Raw genomic sequence first — 18,845 nt, 5'->3', positions numbered from 1 at the left:
TAGCTTTCTTTTGAGCAATAACCTATACTGAAATCGTCGCGATGCAAACTCGAACCTATATAAGGCTAGAGAATTCGGTGCTAAATAGTGTGTGAGACTTCTTTAGACATTTATGCTTCGCTGCCACGCGTAACTATACTTGGAGACCTAAAATGAAGATAAATCGCCTCGGAAATTTAATGAAAATGATGTTGAGTTTTTTGACCATGCTTGTCGTTTCTACTGGATTGGCCTTCGCAGGCGAAAAGGGCACAGCTCCAGAAGCTGAAGCGATGGTTAAAAAGGCTGTAGCATATATTAAGACCCACGGTGCAGAAAAAGCCTACGACGAATTCACGAATGGAAAATCCTTCAAAGATCGGGACTTGTACATCATCGTCTATGATCTGAATGGGAAGAATTTAGCGCAGGGTGCAAATCCCAAGCTCGTTGGGAAAGACTTGATCGGTCTGAAGGATCCTGACGGCAAACCATTGATTCAAATGTTTGTTGATTTGGCGAAATCTAAAGGTAAGGGGTGGGTAGAAGGTTATAAATTTCTGAACCCTGTCACTCAAAAAATTGAAGGTAAAGCGATGTACCTCGAACGTAATGGTGACACTTTGGTTGGGTGTGGAATTTATAAAGACTAATCTTTCAAGTTAAAGTCAGTATCGTCTCTAATTCAATTCGTGATGTGTATTTAAACTATGCGCCACGAATTGTAATTTTCTTTACTCCCCTCTGGAGTTCAACATGAATTTGCGAAATTTTAGTATCGGTCTTCGACTGGGTTTTGGCTTTGGTATCACCTTGCTTGCGTCCGCCTTAATGTTGATAGGTGCGATTTATAGTTTGGGTGTCAGTCGCACTAATTTGATAGACGCGCTTCAGCGAGCCAATATACAACAAGACCTTGCGGTGGAGATGCGCGACAATTTGTTGAGTAGTGCTATTTCTGTGCGAAACATGGGACTACAGACCGATACTGTCGCACTGCAAAGAGATGAGGCGGAAGCAAAACGTTATCGTAGCCAGTATTTGAGTGCAAAGTCGAAACTTGAATCTATTGGTCTTACCGGGCAAGAAAAAGAATTATTCTCGCGTTTGGCTGAAATTGATAAGCAGATGGATGCCTTCTTCAAAGATGCGGTAGATTTGGCTGCACAATTTAACACCGAACAATCTGCCGCGGTGATTACCAAAAAAATAGATCCACTTTCAGTAAAAGCATCGGCTGAATTGCTTAGTTTTATAAATATGCAGAAACAACAAAGATTGGCAGTCGTCGATGCGACGAATGCTAGCAATCGTTCGACCGTTGTTGTCATCAGCGGTGTTGGATTGTTTGTCTTAATTATTGCGTCATTGTTGGCGATGCGAACAACTAAAAGCATTACTCAGCCTTTGAGCGAAGCCCTCGAAGCGACCGAAAGGGTTGCTAGTGGCGACTTGGTTTCTAGCATTGATGTTGATGGGAGTGATGAGTCAGCGCAACTGCTTGCCGGTATGTTGAAAATGCGGGATGGCCTTTCAAGCATGGTTGGAGAGGTACGTGAGTGCGCCGAAAGTATTTCGAATGGCTCAAGCGAAATTGCTTCAGGAAATGCAAATTTGTCGCAGCGAACAGAGTCGCAGGCGAGTAATTTGCAGGAGACCGCCGCATCTATGGAGGAGCTAAGTTCAACTGTGAAATCCAATGCTCAAACCGCCGGCGAGGCAAATCGCTTAGCTTCAGCTGCTAGTGTTGCCGCATCTAACGGTGGTGAAGTCGTGGGTCAGGTGGTTGCGACTATGGAAGAAATCACTTCTGCATCGAAAAAGATCGCAGACATTATTGGTGTAATCGATGGTATCGCGTTCCAGACCAATATTTTGGCTCTGAACGCTGCGGTCGAGGCTGCGCGGGCCGGTGAGCAGGGGCGTGGATTTGCGGTAGTTGCGAGTGAGGTGCGTAGCCTTGCTGGGCGTTCTGCTGAGGCTGCGAAGGAGATCAAGAATCTGATTGGCGCTAGTGTTGAAAAAATCGAGGCGGGCAGCCGCTTGGTTGGCCAAGCGGGTACCTCAATGGATGACATCGTGCAACGCGTGAAGCAGGTTGCTGGTTTGATCGGAGAAATTAGCGCCACCGCGCATGAGCAGACAGTTGGAATCGAACAGATCAATCAAGCCATCACGCAGCTCGATGATGTTACACAGCAGAATGCCGCTTTAGTTGAAGAGGCTGCCGCAGCCGCCGAGAGTTTAAATCATCAGGCTGCTCGCATGGTAGATGTCGTTAGTGTCTTTAAGTTAGCAAATGACACCGGTGTGAAGTCTGCAACGAACACGCGGCGTGCTTCAAAAACTAGCCAACTGCGACTCGGCCGGAACTAAGCTACCTACATAAAAAAGGGAGCACCGAAGCGCTCCCTTTCTGTTTCAGTTCAATTCCAAGTTCGTAATTCTCACTCTTCACGACGTAAGTGTGGGAAAAGAATCACGTCACGAATATTTGGTGAGTCTGTAATCAACATCATCAAACGATCGATGCCGATACCGCAGCCACCGGTTGGTGGCAAGCCATATTCCAAAGCGCGGATATAATCTGCATCGAAATACATTGCCTCTTCATCGCCCGCATCTTTGGCAGCAACTTGCGCCATGAATCGCGCCGCTTGGTCCTCTGCGTCGTTTAATTCGGAGAAGCCGTTTGCAATTTCACGACCAGTCATGAATAACTCGAAGCGTTCGGTAATGCCTGGAACGGTATCGGAAGCACGTGCTAAAGGCGAAACTTCAGCTGGGTAATCGATGATGTAAGTCGGCTCCCATAATTGTGCTTCAGCCGTTTCTTCGAATAGCGCTAATTGCAATGCACCTAAGCCCGAAGTGGCGAATGGTTTGACACCGAATTTTTTCAGTTCAGTTTTCAAGAACTCGGCATCATTCAATTGTTCAGCTGTGTAATGTGGGGCGTATTTATTAATTGCACCGACAATGGTTAAGCGTTGGAATGGTTTGGATAGATCCAGCTCTTTGCCTTGGTATGTCAATACAGCAGTGCCATGAGCATCAATTGCTGCTTTGCGAATTACTTCTTCAGTGAAATCCATTAGCCATTTGTAGTCAACGTAGGCCGCATAGAATTCCATCATCGTGAATTCCGGATTATGGCGCGGTGACACACCTTCGTTACGGAAGTTGCGGTTGACCTCAAACACGCGTTCAAAACCGCCGACTACTAAGCGCTTCAAATAGAGTTCGGGAGCGATACGCAGATACATTTCCATATCGAGCGCATTGTGATGCGTGATAAACGGTTTAGCTGCTGCGCCGCCCGGAATGACATGCAGCATTGGCGTTTCGACTTCCATGAAGCCATGATTGTTCATGAAATTTCGGATTGAACTCATCGCTGCTGTACGAGCTTTGAACGTGCGACGTGTTTCTTCACTCATGATCAAATCAACATAGCGTTGACGATATTTGGTTTCTTGGTTGGATAAACCATGGAACTTGTCAGGCAACGGACGCAAAGACTTTGTCAACAAGCGCAACTTGGTTACTTTGATCGTCAATTCATCTGTCTTAGTTTTGAACAATACGCCTTCAATGCCGAGGATGTCACCTAGGTCATAATGACGGAACGCTTCCATCTCTGCCTCACCCGTTTTGTCGCTAGTGACGTATAGCTGAATACGACCGTCTGCTTTCAGACCGGAAGCATCTTGCAAGGTCGCGAACGCAGCTTTTTTACCAGCTTCACGTTTTAACATCATGCGACCAGCAACCGATACTTGTACGTTTTGTGCCTCTAAATCTTCACGCGTACTTTGGCCGTATTGGGCTTGAAGGTCAGCAGCTTTATGTGCAGGACGGAAATCGTTAGGGAAGGCCACACCTTGAGCGCGAATGGCATCAAGCTTGGCACGACGCTCAGCGATAATCGAATTTTCGTCTTGAGGCAATTCTGCTGCAGGATTTTGTTGGTCGGACATGATTCTTCTCTAAAGTGTAAATGTAAATTGTGTCGTGAAATTGCGCTGTATGCTCAAACGCCTTGCTTCAACGATGCAGCAATAAAGCCATCGAGATCGCCATCAAGCACTGCTTTGGTGTTGCCCATTTCGTAGTTGGTGCGTAGATCTTTGATGCGAGATTGGTCCAAGACATAGGAGCGAATTTGGTGCCCCCAACCGACGTCGGTTTTGGTATCTTCAAGGTTTTGCTTTTCGCTCATGCGCTTGCGCAATTCCAATTCGAATAACTTCGCTTTCAACATTTCCCAGGCTTCTGCACGGTTGCGGTGTTGACTTCGGTCATTTTGGCATTGGACTACGATACCAGATGGGCCGTGTGTTAAACGTACCGCGGAGTCGGTTTTGTTAATGTGCTGACCACCTGCGCCAGACGCACGATAGGTGTCGACACGGACGTCAGCAGGATTGATGTCAATTTCAAAAGATTCGTCGACTTCTGGGTAAACAAACAAGCTGGAGAACGAAGTGTGGCGACCATTCGCAGAGTCAAAAGGTGACTTACGAACCAAACGGTGCACGCCGGTTTCTGTACGCAGGAAACCATAGGCATATTCACCTTCGACCTTTAATGTAGCTGTTTTGATCCCTGCAACCTCACCATCGGACTGTTCAAGAATTTCAACTTTGAAACCTTTCCGCTCGCAATAGCGCAGATACTGACGCAAGAGCATCGACGCCCAATCTTGCGCTTCAGTACCACCAGCACCAGCTTGAATATCAATAAAGCAGTTATTCGGATCCATCGGATTATTGAACATCCGGCGAAATTCCATGCCTTCTACGAGTTCTTTGAGATGTTCTACATCAGCCTCAACTGCGATAAGAGTGTCTTCATCATCCTCTTCACGCGCCATTGCAAAAATCTCATTTGTGTCTTTGAGGTCGGTGTCGATCTTAATCAAAGTATGAACGATGTTTTCGAGCGATTTCTTTTCTTTCCCTAACTCTTGAGCGCGTTTAGGATCCTCCCAAACTTTTGGATCTTCGAGCTCTCCGTTAACTTGTTCGAGTTTCTCTGACTTGACGTCGAAGTCAAAGATACCTCCGAAGTTCGGCTTCGCGACTTGTTAAGTCGGCGAGCAAGTTGGAAATACTATTGAGGCGTTCTGCTTCCATGTGGACTCTTTGCGATGGTAAATGTAATAAAACCTTCGATTATACCTTAGCTATAGTGCGATAGAGCGCACATCAGATGTCTAGCGTGTTGATAAAAGTAAAAAAAATGGGGCGCGCACTGCTTTGTACAGATGCAGTGTCAAAATGAAAAGGGACCGCATTCGGCGGTCCCAGCAATGCATAAAACAAACGCAATCTACCAGACGGACTTCGTAATTGTTGGTTTTGCCTGCCGATGGCTTTCGAACCACTTTGCTAGCTCTGTCTTAAAGCAATGTGGACAAATGTGGTATTGAGTTTGCGCAGAGGAGCCGCCGTGTGCGAAAGACTCTTCTTCATCTAGCTGTATCGTGGTATTGATTTTCTCATGTTCAGCGGTAGACCAGTTTTGGTCCCACTTTGACTCAGCGCCGCAGACGTCGCAAGTCAGTTTGTCAAAAACTTCTTCCGTGTGTTCCAAGATTAACACCGTCTTCATGTGTTTCATTGCGCTCTCCGTCAGTGAGTTCAAACATGGGAACCTTGGCAAAAAATATGCTGAAATTTTGCCTTGAGGAAATTGTACAGCGCTATCCTAGAAAAGACACTAAAAACAATGGATTTTTTGAGGCCATGTTGCGTCGAAATCAAGCTGGAAAAAAGATATCTTTCTAATAAAACTGAGCTTTAATTTGGTAGCCACTATTTTCGACCGCTACGCCCGACATTCGGCTTTGCGGGGACTTTCTTGGACTTTGCTGAATTATAGGAAAGTGTCGAGCCACTTGGTTTTGTCGCAGCTGGTGATTTAGCTGCAATTCGATTTGCCGAATGTTTTCCGAAGGTATTGAGCTTTGGAGCCGCACCACGTTTGACGGGAACAACGCCTGCGTTTACCAGATTGGCGACCAAGGGAGCCCTTGAGGGTATCAAGTGACGTTCACTGCTGCCGATCAGATCCCCACGTCCCATACGCAATAAGCCTTCTTTGACTACGTCGTAGTTCTCTGGGGCGTGATAGCGTAGAAGTGCCTTATGGAACTTTCGGATTTTTCCTGAGCGGGCTGTTTCGACGACCTCTGAATCAGCGCTGATCTTCTTCAAAGGATTCTTACGCGTGTGGTACATCGTCGTCGCCAATGCCATCGGTGTCGGCATAAAAGTTTGTACTTGGTCTAGTTTGAAATTGTTCTTCTTGAGCCACAGCGCCAGATTCACCATGTCTTCATCGGTTGTCCCCGGGTGTGCTGCGATAAAGTAAGGAATGAGATATTGTTCTTTGCCCGCTTCCTTCGAATACTTCTCAAACATGGCCTTGAATGCATCGTAAGTACCGATGCCAGGTTTCATCATCTTTGATAATGTATTGGTTTCAGTATGTTCAGGTGCGATCTTGAGTAGGCCTCCAACGTGATGGGTCACCAACTCTTTGACGTATTCCGGCGAACGCACAGCGAGGTCATATCTCAAGCCAGAACTAATCAAGATTTTCTTAACCCCAGGAATTGCACGTGCTTTGCGATACAGTGAAATCAATTTGGAGTGATCGGTATTAAGGTTGCTGCAAATACTTGGATATACACAGGACAAACGACGGCATGATTCTTCGATCTTTTTGTCCTTGCAGGCAAGACGATACATATTGGCAGTCGGGCCACCAAGATCAGAGATCGTCCCTGTAAAACCTTTAGTTTTGTCTCGAATTTCTTCAATTTCACGTAGGATGGAGGGTTCTGAGCGACTTTGAATGATGCGGCCTTCGTGCTCGGTGATTGAACAAAACGTACATCCGCCGAAACATCCGCGCATGATATTGACTGAGAATCGGATCATTTCCCAAGCTGGGATGCGGGCCTTGCCGTAGCTAGGGTGTGGCGCACGTGCATAGGATCTGTCGTATACCCCATCCATTTCGTCCATAGCGAGTGGCAACGGTGGTGGGTTAATCCATACATCACGATCACCATGTGCCTGCGATAGCGCTTTCGCATTGCCAGGATTTGCTTCGAGATGAAAAACACGTGAAGCATGGGCATACATCACCGGATCGTCTTTGACGGCATCAAAAGACGGCAAACGAATAACAGTTTTGTTGTGTTTGCTGCGCAACATCGCTTGTCGCTCCTCACGACTCATGATGCGAATGGCTTGTGCCTTAACAACATCATCTGCGCTTGCTTCGGTTTTTGTTTCGCCGCCGGTGCTACATTTTGCACCGCCAGTGGCACTCGCTTCAGGCACCATCTCATATGGATTTGTATGTGGTTCGATCTTGCCTGGAGTATCGATTTTGATCGACTGAATTTCACTCCAATCTTCATCAGGTAACCAATGCGAAGGGGTCATAAATGCCGTCCCGCGCAGGTCACGGATTGCCTTGATAGATTCGCCTGCAGCAAGTCGATGTGTTAAATCGACGATCGCACGTTCAGCATTGCCAAACAAGAGAAGATCCGCTTTTGAATCAGGTAAAACTGAACGTTTGACTTTGTCGGACCAATAATCATAATGTGCAATACGACGTAGGCTAGCCTCGATACTGCCAATGACGACATTTACTTCTGGGAACGCTTCACGTGCTCTTTGTGCATAAACCACTACTGCACGATCAGGTCGTTTATTCGGATCACCGTCGGGCGTGTAAGCATCCTCCGAGCGAATCTTGCGGTCTGCCGTATAGCGATTGACCATTGAATCCATATTTCCTGCGGTAATGCCGAAGTACAAATTTGGACGACCAAGAGCTCGAAAATCATCGGCAGATTGCCAGTCTGGTTGACTAATAATTCCAACCCGAAAGCCTTGCTGTTCTAGAAGACGACCGATTAAGGCCATCCCAAAACTTGGGTGGTCGATGTAAGCATCACCCGTTACAAGAATGACGTCACAACTATCCCAACCCAAGGCGTCCATTTCGGCGCGAGACATAGGAAGGAAGGGCGCAGCATGTTCACCGCCAACATCTGGACGGTAGCGCGGGAAAGCGAAGAGATTTTTCGGAGCTGGATTCATAGCCACGATTGTACCGGAAAGCGCGCAAGTACGTGATTTTGCACGTTTTTTTGTAGGGTCTTTCTGGTGGTTATCGCTACTCTTGATGCGTGTCTTGCTTGAATGGCTCTATTTGCAGTAGGTAATCGATGCGCACAAAGCTAAGACGTTCGAAAAATACCTTGCAATAAAATCATATTCTGGCGACACTTTGGGTGTAGGCAAAGCGCTGTGTTTTGGCTCAGCGCAGACTGTTGAAAGCCGTATCAAACTACCGTGATTAAAATATTAATGAGGATTCCATGCATCTGAATCAATTTTCTTCGAGTCGAACTTTGGCGTTTTTCGGCGCGACAGTTGCCGCACTTTCTCTTTCTGCATGTGCAAGCAATGGTGGGCATAAGTCAGAGAACACATCAAAGGTCCCGAGTCCTATTGCTGGTAATGAAGCTAGTATGGATAGCCGTGTTGGAGATGCAATAGCAACCCCATTTAGTGATTTGAATTTGGTTCGTACAGATGTGCCACCAATTTTGCAACAAGCTAGGAAAACTGCTTATGCAAGACCAGAAAATGCAACTTGCGAGAGTCTCGCAAAGGAGATTCACGATTTAGATCAAGTTCTCGGTGCTGACCTCGATACAGTGCGAGTTGATGCCACTGGAAACGTGATAAACAAAGGAGCTGAAGAGTTGGGTAACGCGACTGTGGGTGCCTTGAAAAGCTTCACGTCTGGCATTATTCCCTTTCGCTCATGGATACGTAAACTCTCAGGTGCTGATCGACATGAGCGTGAGGTTGGCGCAGCCGGTGTGGCTGGTATTGTACGTCGTGCTTACCTAAAAGGAATCGCGCAGGCGTCAAATTGCAAGATCGAACCAATGAAATTGCAAGCAGAACCTCTGAATGAAGCAAACAAAGATGCTGCGAAACACTGAACCATCTAGTGAAATTGTTAACACGACAATCCAGCACTAACCGTTTACATATATCTAAAAAGATTTTGAACCGATGAAACGATTGCAAGCACAACAAATATCAACAACTTGGCTATTGATGTTATTCACCACGCTGGTGGCGACATGTACCATCTTAAGTCCTTCGGCGTTGGCGCAAGGCAGCGCAAAAAAGAATGCAGATTCCACAGTTAATCTTGAAAAATCGGTAGTAAAAGTGTTCTCGACCCTACGTGGTCCTGATCCATTTAAGCCATGGTCAAAAGCTGCGCCGCAAGAAGTTACTGGCTCTGGGGTAGTAATTGAAGGGAAGCGCATTTTGACAAATGCGCATGTAGTTGAATATGCCAGTCAGGTGCAAGTGCAGAACGGTCAAGATGGGAACAAAGTTAGTGCCAAAGTGATTGCCATTGCGCGTGGCATGGATTTGGCCCTCTTGGAACTGGATGACACAAGTTTCTTTGATACGCACTTGTCAGTGGCTCGTAGCAATAAGTTGCCCGAAATTACGGACGCTGTGTTTGCGTATGGTTATCCGACCGGCGGCAACTCGCTATCGATTACAAAAGGGATTGTCTCTCGTATCGAATTTGTGGATTACGACGGAGCGGTGAGTGGATTGCGTATTCAGGTCGATGCTGCGATCAACCCTGGCAATAGTGGTGGGCCAGTGATTGCAGGTGAAAAAATGATAGGCCTTGCATTTTCGGGTTTAATGCACGCGCAGAACATCGGCTACATTATTCCTAACGAGGAGATTGAGCTGTTCCTTGCCGACGTTGCTGATGGCAAGTATAGCGGCAAGCCGATCCTCTTAGATGTGACGCAAACTTTTGAAAATCCGGTTGTCCGCGAATATCTAAAGCTTGATAAGAGCATCGAAGGTTGCATCATTCATCGTCCCTATTCCAACGGGGTGGAACCGGTGTTGAAAGAGTGGGACGTCGTCACACATATCGGTGAAACTGCAATTGATAATCAATGCATGGTGAAATTGAAGCCCAATGTTCGCGTCATGTTTAAGTATAAAGTCCAACAGGTCGCGACGAAAGGCATGGTGCCACTGACAATAGTGCGAGCAGGGAAATCTATAAAGGTTCAAGTACCCGCATACTCTGGTCGGCCTCATTTGATTTCAGATTTACAGGGCGGATATCCTTCGTATTTCATTCTTGGACCAATCGTATTCTCGCGCGCGACGATCGAATATCTGAGCTTCATTGCCAATAATGCTCCAGCACTCAACGGATATGCATACAACGCCAGCCCGTTGGTAACCATGCGTGGTGAGATGCCTAGCAAAGAGCGTGAAGAGCTGGTTGTTGTGGCGTCACCGTTTTTTCCGCATAAGCTTGTCACCGGTTACAGCAATCGTTTTGGTGCTGTCATTTATTCGATTAACGGCATACAAATTCGCAGTTTGAAACACTTAGTCGAGGTCTTGCGTGATCTGAAAGATGATTTGATTGTGATTCATTATGATCAGCGCTGGGGTGAAACCATGGTGTTGCCGCGTAAATCAATGATTCTCGAGACAGAAGGTGTTCTTTCCGATAACGGCATACGTTCACAAGGCTCGCCTGACATGATGGCTATCTGGGAAAAGAAATAGGATTTTTATAGGTCAAATATTGTAGTCGGAGTAGATTTAAAAAACGCCGCATCGAAAGCTTAGCTTTGGTTGCGGCGTTTTTTTTGGTGTCGACTGAGCCGAATTTGTTGGTTAGTCAGTTTGAAAATTTAGCTAGTTAAACTCAATCTGTATCAAGAAGTAACGAGGAATGCCAAACTTCTTCCCCATGGAATCAGGACGCACACTGAGTGGGTCAAAGTCACTGTAGCGCAAAGAACCGTGATTGGATTTGTAAGGCATAGTGAAGCTGAGAAAATTGAACTCTCTATCGACCTTGACTTCTAAATCCTCCTCGCCATCTTGGGCACTCTTCAATACAAAATCTTGTTGTTCGGCTTTAACAGAAAATTCTTTGGTGAAACCATAACCAAGGAAACGGAAATCGAAGCGCACTTTGTTTTGCATCGTACGTTGAGCCAATACATCAAAAGCAAATTCTTGTTCCTTGATTTTAAAAAATTCATCTTCCTTTGAATCAAAAATTTGTTGTTTCTTTTGAGGTTTTCCATCGACCACTTCTTGAACGTAGAGTTTAAAATTTTTCCCCCACAAGCCTCTACCTATGAATTTGACCTTCGCAATCTGTATGTTTTGAAATCGATATAAATTCATCAGATCTTCATTTTCAAGTCGATTGCTCGAACTAAATAGAATCCGATAGTTGTCGTCCTCTTGTGTTGCGGAAAGAGAAGCGTTGCTTAAACAAAGGGTGCCCAATAAAATCAAGGTTTTAAATAAACGCGTCATCTTAGTACGTCCTTTCATCGAAACTTTTATATTTATTCGAGCTTAACTTAACCGTTTTCGAAATGCACGCAAAGCAATTGCACTTCAGTGTAAATGACAACTCCTCAATCTATTTCCAAGGGTATTGTAAATCGATTATGATAAGGGTCTAGCATTGAAGGATATTTTATGAGCACGAAAAACAATGCGGCACCCGCGTTAAGTATGTCAGCGATGACAAAAATTTTGGTTATCGTATTCACGTTGAACTTAATCGTCGAAAAGATTGCGCAGTTGTCACAAGCAATTGGTTTGGCTGGAACAACTGATGCGCGAGCGATGCTGATGTTAAGTTTTAGACTTCCGCATTTCTGGACAGGTATTTTGGTTCCAGTCAGTTATCTTGTCGCATTATGGTCAGCCTCAAATTTACTTCGTGCCTATGAGCGCGCACGAGGGTTTGATCTGGCTGTTTTTCAAGAGATGAAAACGGTCGGTGCAAATTTGATGTATGCGGGGATTGCTGCGTTGTTCCTTGTGCCGACTTTGGAGTCGTGGATTAACCTCGGTGGTCGTAGTTTCAGCGTCAACTTCGATATTAATCCTGTTGCGATAGGGATGATCGGTGTAATTCTGAAATTGATTGGGCGTCGTTCTGCGGAAACCTCGGAACAAACGCAATAAGTGGTCTGAAATGGGCGGCGAAGCATCGAGTACTTTACGTCGCTAGCGCTGCCTCAACATGCTCGACGAGAAGTTGTACCTTAGTTACACCGTTGTATTCGTTGGCGTCGAGTCGAAATGCCACTCGTACACGTTCCCCAAAACTATCTGTATGACCAAACCAAATCGCATCATAGCGTAAGCCATTTTTCTCCAAGACCATTTTTAGGTGCCGTTCCTTTAAAATACGCTGAGAAATGAGTTTGAACTCATCGCAAAAGATCGGCGGTGGAAAGCCTTGGCCCCACACTTGACTATCAAGTAAATCGATAAAATCCGTCGTGTAATAGGCTTCTTCAAGGATGCCATCCGTTTCGATGACGCGTTCAAGTTGATCTTGTCGCAACCAAGACTTGCCGACTGTCTCAAAAGCTGCTTGAAAAGCAGGGAAATCTTCGGTGCGGATCGTTAGACCTGCCGCCATCGCATGTCCGCCAAACTTTTGTATTAGCTTGGGGGCGTGCTTGGAGACCAAATCTAAAGCATCACGAAGATGAAAGCCTGGAATTGAGCGCCCAGAACCTTTCATTAGTCCTTCGTCGCCTGGTGCGAATGTGATTGTTGGTCGATAGAACTTATCCTTTAAGCGTGAGGCGACAATTCCGATAACGCCTTGATGCCAAGACTCATCAAACACTGCAATCGTATGTGTGTCTTTAGCTTGAAAAGCATCAAGGTGAAGTAAAGCCACGTCTTGCATCTCTCGTTCAATATCTTTGCGGTCGGCATTAATGCTATTGAGCTCTTGCGCAATTTGCCAAGCACGGCCCTCATCATCTGTCGTCAAGCATTCAATTCCTAGTGCCATATCAGCGAGGCGACCTGCAGCGTTCAAACGCGGTCCGACTGCAAAGCCGAGGTCGAATGGACTTGCCTGACGTGGTTCGCGTCCAGCGACTCTAAATAGTGCCGCAATGCCGGCATGCATGCGGCCTGCACGCATGCGCTTTAAACCTTGCGCAACGAGAATTCGGTTGTTTGGGTCAAGCTTAACAACGTCAGCAACAGTACCCAGAGCGACTAGATCGAGAAGAGTATCGAGTTTAGGTTGTGATTGTTGATCAAAAGCGCCACGTTGACGCATTTCTGCACGTAGCGCGAGCAGGACATAAAACATTACACCCACGCCAGCCAAATTTTTACTCGCGAACTCACAATAAGGTTGGTTAGGGTTGACGATTACAGAAGCCTCTGGAAGTTGGTCGGCAGGTAGATGGTGATCTGTTACAACGACATCGATTCCACGTGCCTTAGCTGCCGCAACCCCATCAATACTCGCAATCCCGTTATCGACTGTGACAATTACGTCCGGAGATTTCTCTCGGGCGGTTAGTTCAACAATTTCAGGTGTTAATCCATAGCCGTATTCGAAACGATTTGGTACGATGTAGTCTACCTGTGCACCAAGCATTCGCAATCCCCTAATCCCGACTGCGCAAGCGGTAGCACCATCACAATCGTAGTCTGCCACGATTACCAGTTTCTTCTTTTGCTCAATTGCGTCCGCTAAATACTGAGCAGCTTTAATATTATTCATTAAACTCGCTGGCGGTAATAGTGCGGGAAGATCCGTTAGAAGTTCCTCTGCACTTAAGATGCCGCGAGCGGAAAATAGGCGAGCTAAGACAGGATGCATGCCACTTTGCTTCAATAGTTCGGACTGGCGGAATGAATATGGGCGAATGCTAATACGGGTCATAACTTTTCTCTTTTTATCTAGAATTGCAGTCTGCATGTGCATGACGCAATACAAAAGATTCTATTTGTTTGCTTGGGCGAGCGTTAGAAGTGGAGCCAGTGTTGGCTTTTTCCACATCTGCCAAAATCGCGCGGGACGACATTCGATCAATGCCAGTTGTTGAGTATCGCTCAAAACGAGATTAATGCTTTTGATTTCGCCTTTCTCAAGAGCTGACCACAAGGGGTTAAAACAAGTCATTTCAAGCTGATTAAGTTGCGCCAACCAACTTCCCCAATCGCTATTGAGTGCGGGCTCATTGAGATCGTCTATCACGATTCTTTGCATTGATAATTTGAGATTGGAGTCGTGCAAAACGCTTTGCAATGATTTGACGCCGGTGAGAAAATTCGGTGGCGTAACTTGCGCACTTCCACTGTGCAGCCAGACCGAGTTGATCGGTGTTTGTCCATTCTCTTCGCGTGCTTGATTAACAAGACTAATATGCCATGCCATTTGAATCTCGTTTTGCAACTTGCGCCATGGTCTAGCCATTTCGCCTTCCGCAATCCAGATATCCATGTTATGGCCAGCGGCAGCCGACAAACTGGAAGTACGGAGTTCACTCCATTCGTCTGCTCGAAGGAACCAATTCTTTGCGTCGCCGTAAACAAGTTCATGCCCTAATTCGACACAAATTTCGTGAGCAATTTTAAACAGTTCTCGCGATTCATGTTCGCTAATAGTAAGTCTCTGCGGATCAGTCATTACTAAATGATCTCGTGCGATGTGAATATGCACGGGACTTAAGGTGAACCAAAATCCAGCTTTGGGCGTTGCTGCTTTGAGCGACATGCTGTGGTGCGTTGTCTCTGGACTCGTAAAACGCTCCTCTTTATCAAGTAAGACAATGTTTTGCTTCTTTGAGTTGCCGGTAGAGAACGGATCTTGATAAAGGCAAAATTCGTGGGGCAATAGGCGCGCAAATTCATTGAGCTGGTGATGTTGTCGTAGCCTTCCGAAACTGGTGAGTTTTGCCAATGATGGTGTTTGCGCCTGCCGCAAGAGTTCTTTGGCAAGGGCAGGATTAGGGATGCCAAAAGGCAAGATAATTTCTAAATAGCTCATTTGTCGTATTGTATGGCAAACTAGCGCGGTTTTCTGTATCCGATGTTATTTGTAGCTCGCTGTTGGAAAACACAAAAAGCAGTAATTTGCTGAACTTTCTTATTTTTTTACCCAGGATTTATATCTCTGTGAAGAATCTCTCGTTCGAATGGCTGGTTGGTCTGCGATACACGCGTGCAGGCAAACGAAGTAGCCGCAACAGTTTTATTTCATTCATTTCCTTAATCTCGATGGCAGGGATCGCGTTGGGTGTGGCGGCATTGATCATCGTTTTGTCGGTCATGAATGGTTTTCAAAAAGAAGTGCGTGATCGCATGCTGTCGGTGTTGCCGCATATAGAGGTGTTTGATGCAAGTGGTGTGATACCGGATTGGAAGCTAACTGCAAAGGAAGCAGAAAAACACACCTCAGTTCTTGGCGCAGCCCCTTATGTAGACGCTCAAAGTATGATCATCAATGATGGCGTTATGCGTGGAGCGATCTTGCGCGGTATTCTTCCCGAGGAAGAACCAAAGGTTTCGGTGGTGGCCACTAAAATGAAAGCAGGGAAGTTGACTGATTTAAAAGAAGGGGCTTTCAATATTATTTTGGGAATTGAATTGGCACGTGCAATGCACGTGGGTATCGGGGAGAAGGTGACATTGGCTGCTCCTGAAGGACAAATTACGCCGGCTGGCACTATCCCTCGATTAAAAGCTTTTACCGTCGTTGGTGTATTCGAAGCGGGTCATTACGAGTTTGATTCTGGCATGGCGTTTATTCATTTGAACGACGCACAAAAATTTTTCAGGCAAGATGCACCGAGTGGTGTTCGTTTGAAGATTAAAGACATGCTTCAGGCTCCTCAAGTGGCGTTTGAGCTTAGTCACACTCTCGGTGGTAGTTTGATCGCCCGTGATTGGTCACAGCAAAATAGTAATTACTTTGCTGCAGTGAAGACTGAAAAGACCATGATGTTCATTATCTTGACACTCATTATCGCAGTTGCGGCGTTCAATTTGGTTTCTACCTTGGTGATGACAGTCACCGAAAAACAAGCAGATATTGCAATCTTGCGCACCTTGGGCGCATCGCCGTTGTCGATCATGAAAATTTTCATGATCCAAGGTGGCCTGGTTGGTTTGTTTGGTACTGCCTTAGGAGTAATCTCAGGCGTTATCGTGGCACTTAACATTGATGTGATTGTTCCCTTTATTGAGCGTCTTCTCGGCGTACAGTTCTTGAATAAGGAAATTTACGTGATTAGCACTTTGCCTTCAGATCTACACTGGCCTGACGTTTGGGCTATTGGTGGTATTGCGGTCGTGCTCGCTTTCCTCGCCACTATTTACCCAAGCTGGCGCGCTGCCCGTGTCAAACCAGCGGAGGCTCTGCGCTATGAGTAAAAAAATGCAAACCCAAAATCAAGTTTTATCTGGTCAAGCAGTGCTTGCGTGCAGCAACTTGTCCAAAACCTACGGCGATGGTGAACAAGCTGTTCGCGTTCTTCGTAATATCGACTTTTCAATTAGGGCAGGGGAGAGGATCGCCATCGTTGGTGCCTCGGGGTCGGGTAAGTCTACTTTGTTACATCTGCTAGGTGGACTTGATACACCAACGAATGGTTCTGTGACTTTGAACGGTCAAGATTTTGCAAGTCTTAGCGAAACAGCTCGCGGTGATTTACGCAATCAATCTCTAGGTTTTGTCTACCAGTTCCATCATCTACTCGCAGAATTTTCGGCATTGGACAACGTCGCGATGCCCTTATTGATCCGCCGCATGAAACGGTCGGATGCGCAGGAAAAAGCACGCGTCATTTTGGATCGGGTCGGACTAGGACACCGGCTGACGCATGTGCCAGGAGAACTATCTGGCGGTGAACGTCAACGTGTGGCATTGGCTCGCGCATTAGTTACTGAGCCAGCCTGTGTCTTGGCGGATGAACCAACGGGCAATCTCGATCGCGGTATTGCCGATCAGGTATTTGCATTGACATTGGAACTGTCGAAAACCTTGGGTACTGCTTTCGTCATCGTTACCCATGACGCCGAATTAGCGAAACGGTGCGACCGCGTCCTACGTTTAAATAATGACGGCTTGGTGGCAATGCCATAGAAGTTTGGTTCAGCGAGATTACTAACAATTTAGGGAGATATCATGATTCAACCGAGAAAAATGACATTGCTAGTTGCGGCTTGTTTAGCGGGATTTTGTTTGTCCTTACCTTCGTTTGCAGAGGTGGGTTCGATGCAAGCAGCCGATGTGAAAGCTGCTTCGCCGACAACCATCACCTCAGAGCAGATTGATCGCGTAGTTGAGAGCGCCATGAAAACGTTTAATGTTCCTGGTATCTCAGTTGCGGTAATTAAGGACGATAAGCTTATCCATGCAAAAGGATATGGCGTTCGTGATATTAAATCGAAATTGCCGATGGAGACTAGTACATTAGTCGGTATCGCTTCGAATTCCAAAGCTTTCACCGCCGCGGCGTTGGCAATCTTGGTCGACGAAAAAAAACTAAGTTGGAATGATAAGGTCAACAACATCATTCCTGAATTTAAGCTGTATAACCCCTATGTGACCGAAGAATTCACAGTGCTGGACTTGATGACACATCGTAGTGGCATGGGTCTAGGAGCGGGCGATTTGATGTTTTTCCCAGATGGGAGCGATTTTACGATCAAAGATGTCATTCATAATCTACGCTATTTGAAGCAAACATCGAGTTTCCGTTCACAGTTTGATTATGACAATAACTTGTATATCATCGCCGGTGAGGTGATAAAGCGTGTTTCAGGCTTAAGTTGGGAAGAGTACATTGAGCAGAAAATCATGCAGCCTTTGCAGATGAATGCAAGCGCTGCGTCAATTACTCGTCTTAAGAATGCGGGCAATAAAGTTGAGCCACACGTCGCCGTCAATGGGCAGTTACAAGTTGTTCCATTTCGACCAAATGAAGTGATCAACGCTGCTGGCGGTATTTATAGCAATATTGACGATATGTCTAAATGGGTACGCATGCAACTGAATAAAGGCAGCTACGGTGACAAGCGTCTGTTTAGCGAGCAGGCTCAACACGAGATGTGGTCTCCGCACACGATTATTCAGATGGGGCCGAACGGCGGTCCTTACAACACACACTTCAATTCTTATGGTATTGGTTGGGGCATCAACGATGTGAAAGGATATAAACAAGTTTCACATACTGGTGGTTTGCTCGGCATGGTCACGCAAGTGACCTTGATTCCTGAATTGAAACTTGGCATCGTGGTCCTGACCAATCAAGAGCAGGGCGCTGCATTTAGCGCGATCACTAACACAATTAAGGATAGCTACTTTGGAATGCCAGTGGTTGACCGTGTTAAAGAGTTCGCCGATCGTCAGGCAAAGCGAAATGGTGAAGCTGACAAAATGGTCGCAGAAATTTGGAAGGCAATTGACGAACAGACCAAAGCCAACGGCAAAGTGAAATTAAATACCGCACCGTACTTGGGTACTTACAAAGACAACTGGTTTGGAGAGGTTTCTATCTCAGTTGGCAAAAACGGACAAATGCAATTTGCTTCGAAACGTTCTCCCGCATTGATTGGTGATTTATCGTTTTATAAAGGTAGTACCTTCGTTGTCAGATGGCATGACCGTACCTTTAATGCGGACGCATTCGTCAATTTTCAGCTTGATACAGATGGAAACGCCAGCGCTATCTCTATGAAAGCAATCTCGCCGCTGACTGATTTCAGCTTTGATTTTCATGACCTTGATTTAAAGCGGGTTGAGAAGCAATAAGTCAGCTGCAAGTTCGTGCTGCGTCAAAACGACATCTCAGCATGGAAACGACGTTTGGGCCAGCTATTCGTCGACAAAAACACCCGCGCACTCTCCTGCTGCGGGTGTTTTACTTTAGAATTGTCTTTCCTATCATTCTACTCAGT

15 protein-coding genes are annotated in these 18,845 nt (G+C 46.1%); 8 read left to right on the top strand and 7 right to left on the bottom strand.

What is annotated here, in order from left to right:
• Positions 1-152 precede the first annotated feature (152 nt).
• Positions 153-632 carry a cache domain-containing protein gene (locus H8K36_RS01445; protein ID WP_230404264.1) on the top strand — a complete coding sequence of 160 codons (480 nt, stop codon included), beginning with the start codon at positions 153-155 and terminating at the stop codon, positions 630-632.
• Between the two features lie 103 nt (positions 633-735).
• Complete coding sequence (locus H8K36_RS19550) at positions 736-2,355, top strand: methyl-accepting chemotaxis protein (RefSeq protein WP_186915428.1); 1,620 nt, start codon at positions 736-738, stop codon at positions 2,353-2,355.
• A gap of 71 nt (positions 2,356-2,426) precedes the next feature.
• On the opposite strand, the gene lysS is transcribed toward H8K36_RS19550, so the two are convergent.
• From lysS to H8K36_RS01420, 4 genes are all read right to left on the bottom strand, one after another.
• Positions 2,427-3,959, bottom strand: a complete 1,533-nt coding sequence (lysS, locus tag H8K36_RS01435) for a lysine--tRNA ligase (RefSeq protein ID WP_186915429.1) — start codon at positions 3,957-3,959, stop codon at positions 2,427-2,429.
• A gap of 53 nt (positions 3,960-4,012) precedes the next feature.
• A protein-coding gene (gene prfB / locus H8K36_RS01430) for a peptide chain release factor 2 (protein ID WP_186915430.1) occupies positions 4,013-5,117 on the bottom strand; the annotation gives its coding sequence in 2 pieces (ribosomal slippage) (positions 4,013-5,035 and positions 5,037-5,117; 1,104 coding nt in all).
• A gap of 196 nt (positions 5,118-5,313) precedes the next feature.
• Positions 5,314-5,604 carry a hypothetical protein gene (locus H8K36_RS01425; RefSeq protein WP_186915431.1) on the bottom strand — a complete coding sequence of 97 codons (291 nt, stop codon included), beginning with the start codon at positions 5,602-5,604 and terminating at the stop codon, positions 5,314-5,316.
• A 194-nt stretch (positions 5,605-5,798) separates the two neighbouring features.
• Entirely contained in the window at positions 5,799-8,024 is a 2,226-nt protein-coding gene (locus H8K36_RS01420; RefSeq protein ID WP_230404327.1) for a YgiQ family radical SAM protein, read from the bottom strand.
• Between the two features lie 365 nt (positions 8,025-8,389).
• Here H8K36_RS01420 and H8K36_RS01415 point away from each other — a divergent pair, with 365 nt between their 5' ends.
• Together H8K36_RS01415 and H8K36_RS01410 are read left to right on the top strand one after the other, a co-directional pair.
• Positions 8,390-9,025, top strand: a complete 636-nt coding sequence (locus H8K36_RS01415; protein ID WP_186915433.1) for a hypothetical protein — start codon at positions 8,390-8,392, stop codon at positions 9,023-9,025.
• A gap of 73 nt (positions 9,026-9,098) precedes the next feature.
• Positions 9,099-10,655 (top strand): S1C family serine protease, encoded by a 1,557-nt coding sequence (locus H8K36_RS01410; RefSeq protein WP_186915434.1) that lies wholly within the window; start codon positions 9,099-9,101, stop codon positions 10,653-10,655.
• Positions 10,656-10,787: 132 nt separating this feature from the next.
• Here H8K36_RS01410 and H8K36_RS01405 read toward each other — a convergent pair whose 3' ends face one another.
• The gene (locus H8K36_RS01405) at positions 10,788-11,441 is read right to left on the bottom strand and encodes a hypothetical protein (protein ID WP_186915435.1); all 654 of its coding nucleotides are present in this window, start codon (positions 11,439-11,441) and stop codon (positions 10,788-10,790) included.
• A gap of 150 nt (positions 11,442-11,591) precedes the next feature.
• Between H8K36_RS01405 and H8K36_RS01400 the strand changes: the two genes are divergently transcribed.
• Positions 11,592-12,086, top strand: a complete 495-nt coding sequence (locus H8K36_RS01400) for a hypothetical protein (protein ID WP_186915436.1) — start codon at positions 11,592-11,594, stop codon at positions 12,084-12,086.
• A gap of 34 nt (positions 12,087-12,120) precedes the next feature.
• On the opposite strand, the gene recJ is transcribed toward H8K36_RS01400, so the two are convergent.
• Together recJ and H8K36_RS01390 are read right to left on the bottom strand one after the other, a co-directional pair.
• Positions 12,121-13,824, bottom strand: coding sequence for a single-stranded-DNA-specific exonuclease RecJ (gene recJ / locus H8K36_RS01395; RefSeq protein ID WP_186915437.1), 1,704 nt, complete (start codon positions 13,822-13,824; stop codon positions 12,121-12,123).
• Positions 13,825-13,884: 60 nt separating this feature from the next.
• Positions 13,885-14,931, bottom strand: a complete 1,047-nt coding sequence (locus tag H8K36_RS01390; RefSeq protein ID WP_186915438.1) for a hypothetical protein — start codon at positions 14,929-14,931, stop codon at positions 13,885-13,887.
• A gap of 128 nt (positions 14,932-15,059) precedes the next feature.
• On the opposite strand from H8K36_RS01390, the gene H8K36_RS01385 reads away from it, so the two are divergent.
• Genes H8K36_RS01385 through H8K36_RS01375 form a run of 3 tightly spaced genes read left to right on the top strand, consistent with a single transcriptional unit; the run spans position 15,060 to position 18,699 of the window.
• Positions 15,060-16,316, top strand: coding sequence for a lipoprotein-releasing ABC transporter permease subunit (locus H8K36_RS01385; protein WP_370587127.1), 1,257 nt, complete (start codon positions 15,060-15,062; stop codon positions 16,314-16,316).
• 4 nt (positions 16,317-16,320) lie between these two features.
• Entirely contained in the window at positions 16,321-17,028 is a 708-nt protein-coding gene (lolD, locus tag H8K36_RS01380; protein ID WP_186915439.1) for a lipoprotein-releasing ABC transporter ATP-binding protein LolD, read from the top strand.
• A gap of 42 nt (positions 17,029-17,070) precedes the next feature.
• On the top strand, positions 17,071-18,699 hold the full coding sequence (locus tag H8K36_RS01375) for a serine hydrolase (protein ID WP_222611093.1): 1,629 nt from the start codon (positions 17,071-17,073) through the stop codon (positions 18,697-18,699).
• Positions 18,700-18,845 lie beyond the last annotated feature (146 nt).

Source organism: Affinundibacterium nitidum (assembly GCF_014284155.1).
GTDB lineage: Bacteria > Pseudomonadota > Gammaproteobacteria > Burkholderiales > Burkholderiaceae_D > Undibacterium > Undibacterium nitidum.
Note: the sequence above shows the minus strand (reverse complement) of the source record. Positions and strands in the feature narration are given on the sequence as shown.